The sequence below is a fragment of the Sphingobacterium sp. UBA5996 genome (genome assembly GCF_002429765.1).
GTDB lineage: Bacteria > Bacteroidota > Bacteroidia > Sphingobacteriales > Sphingobacteriaceae > Sphingobacterium.
Map to the genome: position 1 here is coordinate 171391 of NZ_DJAS01000017.1, position 15390 is coordinate 186780.

Here is a 15390-nt window from a genome sequence, read left to right on the forward strand (position 1 = left end):
TATACTTAATTGGTAATTCTATAGTGAATATAAGTATACTAAAATGATTTAGTACATTATCAAAGAAATGTTACTAGTGGGGCTTTCGATATAGGGGTAGGTTGGTTCAAAAAAGAAATAGCTGTTGGATTAGACAAAACGATAGGAGCTGCCTTTTTGGGCAGCTCCTGTATACTGCTTATTACCAGATTTTGATACGTTCTTCTGGAGACTTGTAGAGTTTGTCGCCCTGTTTAATGTCAAATGCTTTGTAAAAAGCATCCACATTGATCAGTGGAGCAAAACTTCTGAAATATCCAGGGGAGTGTGGATCAGTCTTAACTTGGTTGATCATATATTTTTCACTGGATAGAGTTCTCCATACAGTTGCCCAACTGAGGAAAAATCGCTGATCTTGCGTATATCCACTTATTTCACCTGGATTTCCCTTATCTTTTAAATACATTTGAAGGGCATCATAGGCGATGTTGACCCCGCCTAAATCTGCAATATTTTCGCCGTTTGTAAAGGTTCCGTTAACGAACGTACCTTTTACAGGTTCATATTTATCGTATTGGGCAGCCAGTGTTTTTGTTGCTTTTTCGAAATTTGCTTTATCTTCAGGTGTCCACCAGTCTACCAAGTTTCCGTCCGCATCAAATTGCGCTCCCGAATCGTCAAATCCATGGCTCATTTCATGGCCAATCACAGCTCCTATACCACCGAAATTGACCGCTGCATCAGCTTGTGCGTTGAAAAATGGGGGTTGCAGAATAGCAGCTGGAAACACAATCTCACTGTTCACCGGATTGTAGTAGGCGTTTACTGTTTGCGGAGTCATGCCCCATTCTGATTTATCAACCGCTTTTCCAATTTTAGCCAGATCCTTTTCATATCGCCAAGTGGTAATATGTTGAAGGTTAGTATACAGATTACCACCTTTGTTTTCGGATAGAATATTTAATTTAGAATAATCTTTCCACTTGTCCGGATAGGCGACTTTTACGGTAAATTTGTTGAGTTTGTCAAGCGCTTTGCCTTTTGTGACGGAAGACATCCAAGTCAAATCGTTGATATGGACAGCAAAGCTTTTCTTTAGGTAGTCGATTAATTCGACCATTTGCGCTTTAGCTTCTGCTGGAAAATATTTATCCACATAAAGTTTTCCAAAAGCCTCGCCCAATGTAGAATTGATCAGTTCAAATCCTCTTTTATTTAATGCGCGTTGTTCTTGTTGACCTCTTAAATATTTGCCATAAAAAGCAAAGCGCATATCGCCTAATTTTTCACTTAAATAAGAAGCACTGCCATTGATCATATGGAATTTTAAGTAATCCTTGATGATAGGAAGGTTTTGAGCATTGACCAACTTGTCGAAGTTTTTGTAATAACCTAACTCTCCAATAATTACTTTTTCGGTGTTGACACCTACTTTTTTAAGGTACTCAGGTAGATTGACATTTTTAACCAATGCTGTTAGTTCATCCATAGTCTGCGGGTTGTACTGCAGCGTATTATCTCGGCTCTGTTCATTGGTCAAGTAGGTTTTTGCAATACTTTTTTCGTAGTCAACGATGCCTTTTGCGGCAGCATCACTATTTTTATAGCCCAATTCTTTTAACATTGAAGCTACATATTTTTGGTATTCTGCAATAGCTTCTGTATTTTTTTCATTCTCTTTTTGATAATAATCTCTTCCTAATCCTAAAGTCGCATCGCCTAAATAGACCGCATTCATTTTAGAATCTTTCAAGTCAGCGTACACGCCCCAACCATAAAAGTTATTTTCACCTTCTTTTGTTACCGATATTAAATAATTCTGAAGATCTTTTACGTTTTTGATGGCGTCGATTTTGCTTAAATTCGCCTGAATAGGCTTAATACCTTCGGCATTTCTTTTCTGCAAGTTCATATAGGAAGCATACAAATCTTGTATTTTTTGGCCCTCACTGCCTTCCGGAAATTTATCTTTTAATAAAGAGTTGAGAATTTTCATTGAATTGTTATCCGTATCTTCTGCCAATTTATTGAAGCTTCCCCAAGTGGGTTTGTCGGAAGGGATTTTAGCGGTTTTCATCCAGGTCCCGCTCACATAATTGTAAAAGTCATCTTGTGGACGTACGGATTTGTCCATTAAGCTCAAATCAAGACCTTTGTCGGAATTTGTATCTCCTGTTTGCGCTTCCGCATGCTGAGTGTAGATTCCAGCCAAGAAAATTAGGGCAAATGTTAGTTTTTTCATTGTTTTTTAACGTTGTATGATTTCAATAATTCAATCTGGAGATACGCACAAAATACGAATAAAATAGGGTATATTATTTGCTTCGAATAATGCAAGTTGTATCAATCCTATCATTAATAATGAGCTGCGATTTTTTAAGCTAAAAAATCGACGACACAAATGACGGTAAATTCTAATTCAGCAGCAAGTAAATTTGATCATTATCGCTAATTTTACAAAACATAAGGCAACGAAAAGCAGTTTTTTTTAATGCCAAACGATAGCGAAGCGATGTTTGGCACATTCACCGCTGAACGGATTTGTCTCACAACAAAAGGATGGCAGATTAAAATTAGTTGGCAAGAAGATTTTGTCGACTGCTCATAAAATATTATATTTTAGTAATTTTAAAATTAAGAAACATAAATAGAAATGTCGTTAATAAATTTATCAAGACGCGTGGCGTTGGGAATAGATATTGGGGGGACCAATACGAAGTTTGGCGTGGTCAATCATCGCGGTGAAGTGCTTGAAAAAGGAAGCATAAAAACAGATGATTATGAGACAGTAGAAGAGTTTATTGATGCGCTGTATGAAAAAGCACTTCCTTTAATTGAAAATTTTGGTGGCAAAGACAGTTTCGATGGAATTGGGGTTGGAGCGCCAGACGCAAATTATTATACTGGAACAATAGATCATGCGCCCAATCTTCCGTGGAAGGGCGTCATTCATTTCAGTGATTTAATGACTACCAAGTTTAGTATTCCTTGTACCATCACCAATGATGCCAATGCCGCGGCTTATGGTGAAATGCTTTTTGGCGCAGCTCGAGGAATGAAAGATTTTATTATGATTACCTTGGGTACAGGTGTCGGGAGTGGTATTGTGGCTGGAGGGAAGCTTATTTATGGGCATGACGGATTTGCGGGGGAGTTAGGTCATACGATTGTGAAACCCGGGGGGAGAAAACATTGGAGCACAGGTTCTGAGGGAAGTTTAGAGGCCTATGCTTCCGCTACTGGAATAACCATCACGGCAAAGAAAATGCGGGCTGAATTTCCCGAATCGATGTTAAATCAATATCCTGAAGATGCTATAAATTCCAAAACTGTTCATGAATGTGCGTTGAAGGGTGACGCAATTGCCATCGAAGTATTCCGATATACAGGGCAGAAGCTTGGTGAGGCGTTGGCTAATTTTGTGATGTTTTCATCTCCTGAAGCAATTCTTTTATTTGGCGGTGTCATTAAAGCCGGAGATTTTATATTGAAGCCCGCTAAATTGCATATGGAAAGAAATCTTTTTCCTTTGTTTAGGAATAAAGTGAAACTTGTCTTTAGTGAATTGGAAGAAGCCGATGCAGCAATTCTCGGGGCAAGTGCATTGGTTTGGGAAAAATAGGCAGACCTTTCACTTGCGCCATAGACTATAATTATCTTTTTACTGGCTAAAGGCATAGTCTTTGCGGATGGATTGTTTTAAACTCACAAATTATATGAAAAAGATCGTATTTCTTTCCCTGTTGCTATGCGCAGCTTTATTTTCGAAAGCAGACCAATTGCAGGCCTTAACACAGAAGCAGGCTGAAGCAGCTGTTGTTTACCTAAAGAAAGAGCCTGTTATTATTTTGTGGTGCAGCTGCTGCGACAATCAAATTCCCAAAAAGATTTCGGTAAATGAAGTTTTTTATAAGAAATATTCGGACGGAAAATATTATTCTGTTATCGTGAAAGGCCGAGATGAAAGTGGGATGGAAGTAGAAGAATATGTGGATTTGGCCTATGTATTTGTAAAAAAAGGTAAAAAAGCCAAAAGTTTAGGGAAGGTCTTAAAATTTGAATGCGATCCTTGTACCAAACCATTCGAATGGTCTGCCTAATTGATGGAGCGAAGAGGGCATTCTAAAAAAAAATCCCGAGCGTTACGTTCGGGATTTTTTTTGTGCGGAAGAAGGGACTCGAACCCCCACGCCTCGCGGCGCCAGATCCTAAGTCTGGTGCGGCTACCAATTACGCCACTTCCGCATTAGGATTTCTTATGGGACAAATATAGAAACGAAAGTATGATATTGCAAGTATGGAAGATATATTCTGTGCTTTAAATACGGATCATCCTGTTTATGAACACAATATTTTTCACCATAATGCTTATTTTTTTTATCATCGAGTTTTTAAGTAACCTTTTCAGGCCATTTCTCCATTAAAATACGTACTGATTGATGAGAATCTTATTGGATAAGGAACGTTTAAATTTGATAAGGAACGTTTAAAAAATTACAGTTATCATAAAGCCATTTACGTAACCATTTGTTGTTCTAAGGAGTATGCTACGTATTTTTACTCGTTTTACAGGAACTTTAACTTATTTTATTTTAGCTCTTTTTTTTTATAATTTTTAATGATCATCTTTAGGCTATTATAAACGTAAAATTTGAGTCCATTACACAATCTTTCTGAAGAGACATTGATTCTTTTATTGAAGAAAAAGAATCAACAGGCTTTTAGTTATCTTTATGATCACTATGCCGATGCGCTCTTTGGGGTGGTTTATCGTATCGTCATATCAACTGAGCATGCAGAAGAAGTAATACAAGACGTCTTCGTCAAAATTTGGCGGTATATCGATGTCTTTGATGAGTCAAAAGGCCGTCTTTATACCTGGATGATTAACATCGCCCGTAATACAGCACTCGATCATCGAAAATCAAAAGCAATTGTTAACGAGCAGAAAAACCAACCACTTTCAAATATCGTAAATAGGGAAGAAGAACAGGATCAAAGTCAGGGTGGGCTACATATAAAGTCAGATTTTATTGGTTTTAGCACTATTTTAGATAAATTAAAGCCAGAATGGCGTATCTTGATTGAAATGGCTTACTATGAAGGGTATACACAACAAGAGATTGCCGAACAACTTGATGTTCCGCTTGGTACGGTAAAAACCCGTACCAGAGCAGCATTTATACAGTTACAACAACTACTAAAAGAGTACCGTTAATTTTGGATATTAAAGCATACATATCATCGGGGATTATTGAATCGTACGTTTTGGGGCTCGCATCCGAAGAGGAAGTGAGTATCTTAAACTGTATTCGAAAAAATAATGTCGAAGTGGAACAGGCCATCGCAGAAGCAGAGATAGCACTCGAACAGCTGGCCGATAACCAAGCGATTGAAATGCCTATGCAGTTGAAACAAAATATTTGGAATAGGCTCGTTACGGAAAATCTCGTACCAAGCGAAGGTGAGGAAGTGATCGAAACACAATCGGATTCTTCGGCCGGCCCTCATGAAGTAGTTGTTATGAATGCCGACAAGAAAGCATTTGTCAAACGATCTTACACCTGGGCCATTGCAGCAAGCCTATTGTTGGCTGTTAGTATTGGTACAAATATATTCTTATATCAACGTAAACAAGAGTCCGTAAATAAATTGAATCAGACAGCGATCTTATTCGATGCTCAACAAGAAAAGCTTGCGATATTGCAGGATAAATGGACACTTGTTCAAAATCCTACGATCAAGACCATCCTACTTAAGGGAGTAGAGAATAAAATGGATTATCGGGCCTTGGTATTTTGGGATCAGTCCTCAAAGACAGTCTATCTGAGCATTGAACATTTGCCTCCGGCACCCAAAGGAAAGCAATATCAGTTGTGGGCAATGGTTGATGGTAAGCCCGTTAGTGCAGGAGTTTTCCCACTCGACGTAAAGGCAGACATTGCGAGTAAGATGCTGGACATTCCTCATGCCCAGGCTTTTGCTATTACACTGGAGGATGAAGGCGGAAAAGATGTGCCTACACTCAGTGCATTATGTGTAATGGGTACTATATAAAAAATAACCCTGGGCAATAACTTATTGACCACACCACTATTATTGCTGATAAGAATCTAAGCTTTTTTGATTGAATGCGCGGTTCGGTGGGCACAGTATTCGTAAATTTCAGCTGATAAATTTCGGTAAATTCATTGCAGAAGTTAGTTTTAGTTTATCTTTAAAAAAACTTTTTTGAAGTAGCGATGTTCATGTCTATATTTACAATGCTATTCTCTCTGTCGGTCTGCCTTTTTTTTATAGAGCAACATAAGCTAAATTAAAATCTATGTGGGCGGAAAAGGATGATTGAACCAAGCTATACCTGAGGACCTATAAATGCGTAGAAGAAATAATTGATAACCAATACGGGCTTTTGAATGAATGCTAAATTATCTCCCGCAAACGAATCAGATCGAATACGTGTTTTGCACGCATACGAAATTCTACATACAGCACCAGAGGAAGAATTCGACCGTATAACTAAAATTGCATCGCTTGTATGTGGTACGCCTATTTCACTGATTTCATTAGTTGATAAAGATAAGCAATGGTTTAAATCGCGCCTAGGCCTGGATACCGAAGAAACAAAAAGAGAGGTTTCATTTTGCCAGTACACACTGCACGAAGATCAATTAATGGAAGTGGAAGATGCCGAAAAGGACGAGCGTTTTAAATCCAATGAATTGGTCACTTTAGAACCAAATATCCGTTTTTACGCAGGCTTACCACTAATTGATCCCAATGGTTATGCATTAGGTGCGCTGTGTGTTATCGATCGTGTTCCGAGGCAGCTCGATCAATATCAAAAGGAAATTTTAAGACTTCTGCGAGATGAAGTCGTCACACTGATCGTCAATAGAAAAGAAAAAGAAAAGTATAAGGAAAGTGAACAGAAGCTGAAAGCATTTTTCGAAAACTCTCAAGGACTGATGTGTACACACGATCTGAATGGTAATTTCATAACCGTGAATGATGCGGGTGCCAGAATCCTGGGCTATACAAAAGATGAGATTCAGTCAAGATCGCTTTTTGATATTGTTCCCCAGGAGGGACATCAAAATTTACAAGATTACCTATCCGTAATTGTTCAACAAGGAATTATTAAAGGGGAAATGCGTACCGTTACACGTTCGGGCGAGATGCGTATTTGGATGTTCAATAATATTCTACAAAACAATACGAACAAAGTCCCCTACGTGATTGGAAATGCAGTGGATATTACTGAGCAGCATTTTCTGGAAAAGAAACTTAAACATGCACAGGCAACTTTGATGCGGACTGGAAGGGTGGCCAGGATTGGTGGTTGGGAGTATACACCTACTGATGGAAAGATTGTATGGTCGGAAATTACCAGAGAGATTCATGAAGTACCTGACGCATATGAACCAAACTTAACAACGGCACTGAACTTCTATAAAGAAGGGGAATCTAGGAATAAAATACGACTTGCAATTGAACATACACTCACGACAGGAGAGCCTTGGGATTTGGAACTCGAAATTGTCACATTCACGGGGCATGACCTTTGGATACGTGCGTTGGGAAATGCTGATTTTGAAAATGGGCATTGTGTTCGTTTATTTGGTACTTTTCAGGATATTGACAAACGTAAACGCATAGAAGCAGAATCTTCGCATTCCAAAAAAATGCTGACAGAAGTGTTAGATGCTACCTCCGCGGTCGCTATTATAGCAACGGATAAAACTGGCTTAATTACATTGTTTAACACAGGTGCCGAAAACCTTTTGGGATACAGCAGTGAAGAAGTCATTGGTAGATTAGGTCTTGCACATTTTCATTTAAAAGAGGAACTCGTTTTGCGGGCTAAAGAAATGGAGGTTGAATTGGGGCACGCAGTAGATGAATTTCGTCTTTTTGCAGATACGGCTGAATTACATGGCGCTGAACAACGAGAGTGGACCTATTGTAGAAAAGATGGAAGTAGGTTACATGTTTCGCTCGCTGTTACTTACATAAGGGATATAAACGAAGATGTCATTGGTTACCTTGCCATCGCCACAGATATAAGTAGAATCATTTATCAACGTGAGGAGCTTGAAAAGGCTAAAATAGTTGCAGAGCAAGCTAATGTAGCACAAACTCAATTTTTGACGAACATGAGCCATGAACTTCGCACGCCTCTAAACGGAATTGTTGGCTTTACCGATTTACTGCTCGGAACAGCACTTGAGGAGACGCAAAGGGAGTACCTCACGATCGTGGATCAATCTGCTAATTTATTGCTTGGAATTGTCACAGATATCCTAGACTTTTCCAAAATTGAAGCAGGCAAATTGGAACTGGATGTCGAACAGACTGATCTTTACGAATTAGTTATTCAATTGACAAACTTTCTTAACATACAGCTCAAAGCCAAAAGACTAGAGTTTTATTTGAATATCGCTCCCAATGTACCCAAATACATCTGGGTTGATGCGCTGCGTATCAAGCAAGTATTAATGAATTTACTGAGTAATGCGACTAAATTTACGGAGAAGGGCACCATTGAACTCAGTATTTCAGTCGTATCAGAAGGTCCTGGCCAAGCTGTGTTATGTTTCAGCGTAAAAGATACAGGTATAGGTATCAAACAAGAAAAATTGGAAAAGATATTTGAAGCTTTTTCGCAAGAAGATAACTCGATGACTAAACGCTATGGCGGGACTGGTTTGGGACTGACCATATCGAATAAATTGCTTCATATGATGGATAGTGAATTGAAAGTGGAAAGCATTTTCGATGCCGGAAGCCGATTCTTTTTCAATATCCAAGTACCTGCTATTTGGGAAACGGAAGAATGGGGAGGACTGGGAGAAATAAAGGATGTGCTTATTGTTGCTGAGGAAGCGTATGAACGAAATGATTTGGCACGGATGCTGTCTTTGAAAAAGATTAATACAACGCAAGCAAAAACAGGATTTGAAGTAGTACAAATGTTGAAGGCGGGGCGCCGTTTTGATGCTATTTTGATTGATAATCAATTGCCCATTATGAGTGGTATTGAAACCATACAGCATATTTTCGAAAAAAAATACAATAATAATTTTGACCAGCATATTATTCCTGTTTTTAGTGCTGACGAACATAATATAGCGCAGCTTTGTCAGCCTCTTGCCATAACGTGTTGGTTAGTCAAACCTGTGACGCAGGAAGCCCTTTATGCAGCCTTAGTAAAAAGCATATTTCCTAGAGTTGATTAACTGTTTGATTATCACTATTGAATGTCTTTGAGTAGTACGTTGTCCTATAGATGCTTTTGTATTTAAAATAGTCTTTAACCAGGATAAAATATCAATAATAGCTATTGATATTCAAAAATGCGATTTGTTATCTTCCATGAATCAAGAGTACTGCAATTATCGCAAGTTTCGGATTTTTTAGGGTTCTCTTTTGATATAGTTTTGTGTAAACTAATAAATATTACACGATGCATGTTTTTAAAGATAAAATCATCTTGGTTACAGGAGCCAATAGAGGAATAGGTAAATCACTGGTGAGTGCACTGCTTAATCATGGAGCAGGAAAGATATATGCCACCTGCAGAAATTTGAAATCGATGCCGTTATTCGATGATGATCGAATAGTGCCTTTACAACTGGACATTACGGACGATGAACAAATAGCGGAGATTGCAAATGCAGCTCTCGATACAGAAATTCTGATCAATAACGCCGGAACCTTAAATCCAGGAAACATGTTGCAAGGAGAACTTTTGGGCATGGAACATGATCTAGAGGTGAATTATTTTGGGACAATAAAAATGATGCGTGCATTTGCTCCAATTCTCATAACGAATGGACCGTCTATTATGATTAATATCGTTTCCATTGCGGCATATTCTCCGTTACCCTCAATTGCTGGTTATGCGGCGTCAAAAGCAGCCCTCTATTCGGCTACACTATCCGTTCGCATCGAATTGGCTAAAGATGGTGTAGCCGTGTATGCGGTGAACCCTGGAGCTATAGATACTGATATGAACAAAGGAAGCGATTGGGAGATGCCAGATCCAGATACTACAGCGGTGAAAATATTGGAATATGTATCCGCTGGAAAATTGGACATCGTTCCGGATGATATGGGGCAAGGTATGTATGCCGCATGGAGAGAAGATCCTGAGAAACTGTCAAAAATATTTTCGGATCTTTATTACATGGAAAAATAATTGTGTATAAACCGTTCGGCGCTTGTACGCTTCTGTATAGTATCGAATAGGTGGCAGGGGTCAAAAAATAAGCTATTCACAGCGAGTATCAGGCTACAATCGGCACAATCTCTTAGGCAAAAAAATCGCTGTGAATGCGTTTAACACCAAATTTGACTATTATTCTTTTGATTGTAGGTAGGGGAGGCGATAGTGTTCATCAAATCTTTTCTTGTCATCCCTATAACTGCTAACTGCTCCTAGTTTATGCATTATTTTAATATAACACCACGCAAGGTCAATTTGGTATGGTTTGAAACCACTACGTGCACTCTTGGGGTATAGATGATGGTTATTGTGCCATTCACCTGCTACAATGCCTGGCCATAATTGATTTATGGATTTGTCCTTCTCATTGAAATCGATGCCTTCCCGTTGTTTGTCTTCGCCTTTTGCATGGCCTTCATAGTTGAAGGTTCGGACGCCGACAGCCCAGAAGCCAGCCGCGCCAAAGAGTGTGCAAGCAAGGGCATGACCACCAATCAGATAGAACATGGCATACCAAAAGGCCCAATTAAGTATCCATGACCACACGGCGTGCGATGGATTGACATATGATCCCCACTTTTTATATTGTGCATAGCTATTGGCTGTAACACCTGTGTGTCGCATAAGTAATTTCACCCGGTTATATGAATTTTCCGTCAGGTCCTTAGCAATAGGCTGATGATTTACATCGGCTAAGAAACAGTATAGAAAGCCAGCCTGTGCATTGTATGGATCGCCGGGTTTATCCGATTTGGCATGATGCACATGATGCGAAATCACATATATTTCTTCGGGAATTACATTGATAGTCAGATTCTGTGTGACAAAGCGCCAGAAACCGTTACGGAATTTAAATGCACCATGTGTGGCAAATCGATGATGCCATATCGTGCCATGGGTTCCCATAACAATCATACTATAGAGGAAGGCTGCCAATACTGTCCACCAACTGAAGTGGTATATCAAAAAGAGTATAAAAAACGGAATTAGGCAGGCTACTTTGAACCAGCTAAAAAAGGGTAGCCAATTTCGTTTATCCTTAAAAATATTGAGGCGTTTGAAGAATTCTTTGAAAATTTCTTTCTTGGTTGGCTTAACGAGGTTTCCATCGGCGTCTTTCCATCCGTAGGTAGGAACTTGCAGAACATGGTCTAAAAAGGGCATTTGTGGTTGATGTAAATTCTAATTTTTGTTAAAGTTACCATATTACATGGTTAAAAAGTGTTAATCTTAAAAGTTTAACATATCCTTAAGATGTATCATGGCGTAGTTCACTATAGTTGCATCGGTATTTTTGATTAAAGATCTGATAAATTGAAACGTCAACGTCTGGAATATAAACAGATGTTCCAATGTGGTAATTTTGCAAGTGTTTGTTTAACCTGTCGGCAAAATTGTCGTTTGCTATTCGCAAATCGCTTACGGTATGTAGAAAAGACTTTGGAAAGAAATTTTAACGATCGAAACATTAAAATATGATGCAAACTTTTTAAAGTTCTGCAGCGTTTATATAGGGGAAAACCACAAAATTTATTTAAATGTCAAATAACAGTGTACCACAGAAGGTAAATGACCATCTTGCTAATGAACGGACTTTTCTCGCTTGGATACGAACCAGCTTAGGGATTATGGGCTTTGGATTCGTAGTCGTTAAATTTTCATTATTTATTCGTCAGATAGAGCTCATTTTAAAGAAAGATGTCGTTGTTGGCTCCCAACATGAATATTCTGGCGTTGTTGGCGTTTCCATTGTGGTTATTGGTGCATTGACTGTTATTGTTGCTTTCTTTAAATACCGAAAGACAAATAAGCAAATTGAGGAAGAGAACTTCGTTCAAACTTCGAATAGTATCACCATTGTTGCTGTATTAATTTTTGTCATTGGTCTTATTCTGAGTTGGTATCTTATCGACGGTCTTTAGAGCGCAGAAATTATTGTATTTTTACAATAAATGACCCAGCCTTTTGCCTCGATAAAATAAAAAGTCGACTCGTGTTTGTATCAATCAGTTTGCAATTATTTACTAGCGTCTTAAAAGCCCAGTTGGTATTAAAATCAAATTTTATTTGATTTGGAATAATCGGTTATTCCAAGCTTATTTCCGAAAGGATCATTAAATTCGACTGCTAGACCTGTCATAATCTCAAACGGCTCGCTTAAAAATACGATCCCCTTTTCCTTTAAATATGCATAGGTTGCCTTAACATCTGCAACGGTAAACCAGATACATGGTTTTGCCTGTTGAGCAGAACTCAGTATGATAGCTGGTTCATTGTCGCCTATTTTGAACGCAGTCATCCCTTTTGCTGGAAAGTCAAACTTAGTTTCGAGCCCAAGTTGGTCTCGATAAAATTTCTTTGCTATATCGAGGTCATCGACCGGTAAAAAGAAATTGTCGTAATCCAATAATAAGTTCATGGTAATTAGGGTTTAATTTGTGATAAGTCTATTCCAAATGCTATCAATTGCGACTCTCCAAGTTCAGTGATATAGAAGTTTTTATCTGCGGGATCTTTTTTTGCCAACCAGCCTTTTGTTATCAAATTTTCGAGAAAGAGCTGACCGAGTTTACCGCCGATATGTTCATAACATATTTTTGCGGGCTTCAATTTGTCGTTTTTTTTCATTTTTGTCTTTTCTTTATCGTTCACTTTTGATTTATAATTTCTTAGCTATAAAATTATGAAAATGCTATGGATTGAAAAATGATAGATATCATTCATTCTAGTAGCTCTTTGACACGATGTAAAGCATATCTCTTTTAGATTTTAAAAACAAAACGTGCCCAAACTTGGTATCTAGAGAGGAATTTTATTATATATGGAACAGGAACAGGATAGCGAGTCGCAGGTAAAGAGTTTATTTGAACATTTTAAAACTCAAATAGCAGACCCAGCTTATATAAATGTTGATTTTTTGGTTTCACTGGTAGACGTCGTTCGTCCAAAGCATGTCAATTTACATTATCGGACTGACATTCAATTTTTATTAGACTATTTTGATGCATCACCGGAAGAACTTCAATGCTTTCAGCTTTATCTTAAAAGAATCCTGGTTGCCAAGGATTTTGATCAGCTGATTTCTGATACGGGCATCATAAGTTATGCAGATTTTTTTTACGAACTAAAAAAAAGAATTACAGAACGGTATCTACCTTTTCAGCCGCCGAAGTCTACTTTACAATATCTTTTAAATCAAGTTTTTTATAAATCTCGCGATGCTGAGTGGATAGCAACGATCCCTCAGGATCAGGTTGATGAACTGTTTTGTTTATGTGGATTGCAAACGATTTATGACGATGAAACTGGCTTTGGGATGATTGAAATATTGTATGGACTGGAAGTGTTGGTCCAACGTATTACAGGGCGTGCTATGGAAACAGATGTAAACAAGATGGTGCCGGAGTTTCAAAATTTTGATAGTCCATTTATTGCAATTATGCGGGAATTTACCGAATTGAATGATCGTCTTTTGCAATCCAATATAAAGTTTATTCCATCCAACGATCTATCTTATAAGCAGATTTTGGTGCTACATAGACAATGCGAAGCGTATATCGAAACAGCATTCGACAATTCACATCGTTTTGGCATTTCAATTAAAGTGAATCAATCCCTTTTGCGCATGCGGCAACAATTAGAAAGGATCCGAGAAATTTTATATTTTTTGGTGATTGATCATCCGGATGAAAAGAAGCAAAAGACAATCAAACTGGCAATCACTCTCCTTGGATACAATTCCGGGAAAAGCAATATTCGCAAATTAATTGGACAGAGTACACAACTTTTGGCCTACGAGATTACGCATCATACCGCGCAGACCGGTGAACACTATATCACCTCAAGTGAAAAAGAATATTGGAAAATGTTCCGATCCGCCTGTGGTGGTGGCCTCATTGTAGGTGTGATGTGTATCTTAAAGTTATTATTGGGAAAGGTACATACCAGTGAATTTGGTCATGCATTTTTATATAGCCTGAATTATGCGATAGGTTTCACGTTAATTTATCTTTTTGGTGCAACTTTAGCAACCAAACAACCCGCAATGACGGCTTCTGCTTTGGTCAATGCAATTGAGCAGGGAGCTTCCGGAGCTGGAAATAACAGACATCGTTATTGGATGTTTGCTGAATTATTTGGAAGGTTATTTCGGTCTCAGTTCATTGCTTTTGTTGGTAATGTTGTGATGGCTTTTCCGATGAGTCTTTTTTTTGTCTGGTTGATTCAACAGCTGTCTCATGTTAATATTGCGAGTGCACAGTGGTTACATCTTGTTAACGACCTTAACCCTGTAAAAACACCTTTAGTTTTTCATGCATCAATCGCGGGAGTTTTTTTATTTCTTTCGGGAATTATTGCTGGAAGTATATCAAATAGAGACAAGCACAATTCAGTTTATTATCGCATTCAGGAGCATCCTATGTTGAAAAAGATATTCGGACAGCGGCAGACAAATAAAATAGCTTTGTTTTATGAGAAAAAATGGGCAGGTATTGTATCGAACGTTTGGTTTGGAATTTTTATGGGAACTACAGCTCCGGTCGGACTTTTTTTAGGTTTAAATTTGGATATTAGGCATATTACATTTGCGAGTGGGAATTTGGCATTGTGTTTATTTGGGCATGGTATGGAGTTGCCTGCTGAGATCTGGTTTTGGGGTATTTTGGGGGTTGGAATGATCGGGTTTTTCAATTTTATGGTCAGTTTCTCTTTATCGTTGATTTTAGCTTTCCGTTCACGTAACTTATCCTCGAAAGAATTGATTAAAATGGGTAAAGCCGTTTGGATCTATTTTAAGATAAACCCAAGGCTGTTCTTCTTCCCACCTCGAAAAGGTTAAGTTATAATGAGACCCAGCAACTTTCAGTCAGTCACTGCCAATGCAACGATAATAGGATAATTTCCTTTTAAACATTGATATCACCAGAAAGATCGGGTGTGTCTTCGTCGTCTTTCTCTTTCTGTGCGGCTTGTTCTGCGTCCTTATTATGGGTACGATCGTCTTTAATACCTGATAAATCGGTATTAGGACGCTTTTGTCGTTTGGAAATGTCATTTTCTTGACTTTCGGACAAGTCTGTATTTGACTTCTTTGAATCCGTATCAGCGATCGCTGTCATCATAGAAATAAGTATGCTTGCCGTACGATCTTTATTTTTCAATCTATTCATTTGACTTGTTGT

General features: G+C 38.3%; 13 protein-coding genes and 1 tRNA gene. 8 read left to right on the forward strand and 6 right to left on the reverse strand.

What is annotated here, in order from left to right:
- Window positions 1-181: 181 nt before the first annotated feature.
- Window positions 182-2221, reverse strand: a complete 2040-nt coding sequence (locus tag B3E00_RS13655; protein ID WP_293938869.1) for a M13 family metallopeptidase — start codon at window positions 2219-2221, stop codon at window positions 182-184.
- A 411-nt stretch (window positions 2222-2632) separates the two neighbouring features.
- Here B3E00_RS13655 and B3E00_RS13660 point away from each other — a divergent pair, with 411 nt between their 5' ends.
- Both B3E00_RS13660 and B3E00_RS13665 read left to right on the forward strand, forming a co-directional pair.
- On the forward strand, window positions 2633-3601 hold the full coding sequence (locus tag B3E00_RS13660; RefSeq protein ID WP_293889505.1) for an ROK family protein: 969 nt from the start codon (window positions 2633-2635) through the stop codon (window positions 3599-3601).
- A gap of 94 nt (window positions 3602-3695) precedes the next feature.
- The gene (locus B3E00_RS13665) at window positions 3696-4079 is read left to right on the forward strand and encodes a hypothetical protein (protein ID WP_293889506.1); all 384 of its coding nucleotides are present in this window, start codon (window positions 3696-3698) and stop codon (window positions 4077-4079) included.
- A gap of 63 nt (window positions 4080-4142) precedes the next feature.
- Here the strand turns inward: B3E00_RS13665 and B3E00_RS13670 are convergent.
- Window positions 4143-4224 (reverse strand) — tRNA-Leu (locus B3E00_RS13670).
- Window positions 4225-4630: 406 nt separating this feature from the next.
- Here B3E00_RS13670 and B3E00_RS13675 point away from each other — a divergent pair.
- The 4 genes from B3E00_RS13675 to B3E00_RS13690 all read left to right on the forward strand — a co-directional run bounded on the left by B3E00_RS13675 (window position 4631) and on the right by B3E00_RS13690 (window position 10180).
- Window positions 4631-5197 (forward strand): RNA polymerase sigma factor, encoded by a 567-nt coding sequence (locus tag B3E00_RS13675; protein ID WP_293884806.1) that lies wholly within the window; start codon window positions 4631-4633, stop codon window positions 5195-5197.
- 2 nt (window positions 5198-5199) lie between these two features.
- The gene (locus tag B3E00_RS13680) at window positions 5200-6036 is read left to right on the forward strand and encodes an anti-sigma factor (protein WP_209577982.1); all 837 of its coding nucleotides are present in this window, start codon (window positions 5200-5202) and stop codon (window positions 6034-6036) included.
- Window positions 6037-6395: 359 nt separating this feature from the next.
- On the forward strand, window positions 6396-9218 hold the full coding sequence (locus tag B3E00_RS13685; protein WP_293938871.1) for a PAS domain S-box protein: 2823 nt from the start codon (window positions 6396-6398) through the stop codon (window positions 9216-9218).
- Window positions 9219-9445: 227 nt separating this feature from the next.
- Window positions 9446-10180, forward strand: a complete 735-nt coding sequence (locus tag B3E00_RS13690) for an SDR family oxidoreductase (RefSeq protein WP_293938872.1) — start codon at window positions 9446-9448, stop codon at window positions 10178-10180.
- A 159-nt stretch (window positions 10181-10339) separates the two neighbouring features.
- Here the strand turns inward: B3E00_RS13690 and B3E00_RS13695 are convergent, their stop codons facing one another.
- On the reverse strand, window positions 10340-11371 hold the full coding sequence (locus tag B3E00_RS13695) for a fatty acid desaturase (RefSeq protein WP_293884809.1): 1032 nt from the start codon (window positions 11369-11371) through the stop codon (window positions 10340-10342).
- 374 nt (window positions 11372-11745) lie between these two features.
- Here B3E00_RS13695 and B3E00_RS13700 point away from each other — a divergent pair, with 374 nt between their 5' ends.
- Window positions 11746-12129 carry a YidH family protein gene (locus B3E00_RS13700; protein ID WP_209577986.1) on the forward strand — a complete coding sequence of 128 codons (384 nt, stop codon included), beginning with the start codon at window positions 11746-11748 and terminating at the stop codon, window positions 12127-12129.
- 134 nt (window positions 12130-12263) lie between these two features.
- Here B3E00_RS13700 and B3E00_RS13705 read toward each other — a convergent pair whose 3' ends face one another.
- Together B3E00_RS13705 and B3E00_RS13710 are read right to left on the reverse strand one after the other, a co-directional pair.
- Window positions 12264-12626: a VOC family protein gene (locus tag B3E00_RS13705; protein ID WP_293884810.1), complete on the reverse strand. Its 363-nt coding sequence runs from the start codon at window positions 12624-12626 to the stop codon at window positions 12264-12266.
- 5 nt (window positions 12627-12631) lie between these two features.
- The gene (locus tag B3E00_RS13710) at window positions 12632-12835 is read right to left on the reverse strand and encodes a hypothetical protein (RefSeq protein WP_293938873.1); all 204 of its coding nucleotides are present in this window, start codon (window positions 12833-12835) and stop codon (window positions 12632-12634) included.
- Between the two features lie 193 nt (window positions 12836-13028).
- Here B3E00_RS13710 and B3E00_RS13715 point away from each other — a divergent pair, with 193 nt between their 5' ends.
- Entirely contained in the window at window positions 13029-15047 is a 2019-nt protein-coding gene (locus B3E00_RS13715) for a hypothetical protein (protein ID WP_293938875.1), read from the forward strand.
- Between the two features lie 67 nt (window positions 15048-15114).
- On the opposite strand, the gene B3E00_RS13720 is transcribed toward B3E00_RS13715, so the two are convergent.
- Window positions 15115-15378: a hypothetical protein gene (locus B3E00_RS13720; RefSeq protein WP_293884813.1), complete on the reverse strand. Its 264-nt coding sequence runs from the start codon at window positions 15376-15378 to the stop codon at window positions 15115-15117.
- Window positions 15379-15390 lie beyond the last annotated feature (12 nt).